The organism is Micromonospora sp. R311, from assembly GCF_056780015.1.
Genome location: NZ_JBSWCE010000126.1, coordinates 1 through 530, shown reverse-complemented (window position 1 = coordinate 530; position 530 = coordinate 1). Strand labels below are relative to the sequence as shown.

Sequence of the window (530 nt, the reverse complement as noted above, 5' to 3'; positions counted from 1 at the left end):
CAACAAGACCGGCGCACCCGTCACCCGGTCACTGATCGCCTACGACCACTGACCGGGATTCGGAACTACTCGTCTAGAGCGAGCCACGCTCTGTGCGCGGCGTGGTTGTCGGGTTCTGACGTGAGGAATAGGCGTCGGCATCCCCAGGCAGAGCCTTGCCGGTGAATTTCTTCTACGAGCGCCCGTGTGATGCCCTCACGGCGGTGGCCAGGATGCGTCATCACGTCTTGCAGGTAGATTTCCGAGGGGTCGACCTGGCTTCGGAAGGCGATCACGCTTCCGGCGACCTGCCCCTCGATGATGGCGAGTGGGCAGGTGTTGGCGAACAGCGTGGCGTACAGCCAGTAGTCCGATGAGCCCCGCAGCCTGATGTACGGCTCTCCCAGCGCCAGTAGTGTTCCGCACCGGGTTTGATGGAGACATCGAAACCTGGGAGGAACACCAGCGATGCCCGCACCGAAGAAGTACAACGATGAGCTGCGTGAGCGTGCGACTCGATTGGCGGTCGAGGCCCGTCGGGATCCGGTGTC

At 62.8% G+C, this 530-nt stretch carries 1 protein-coding gene; it reads right to left on the bottom strand.

What is annotated here, in order from left to right; translation table 11 throughout:
• Positions 1 to 65 precede the first annotated feature (65 nt).
• Positions 66 to 530 (bottom strand): GNAT family N-acetyltransferase (locus tag AC1WTP_RS34490; RefSeq protein ID WP_481653389.1); only part of this gene is annotated, 465 nt, incomplete at its 5' end.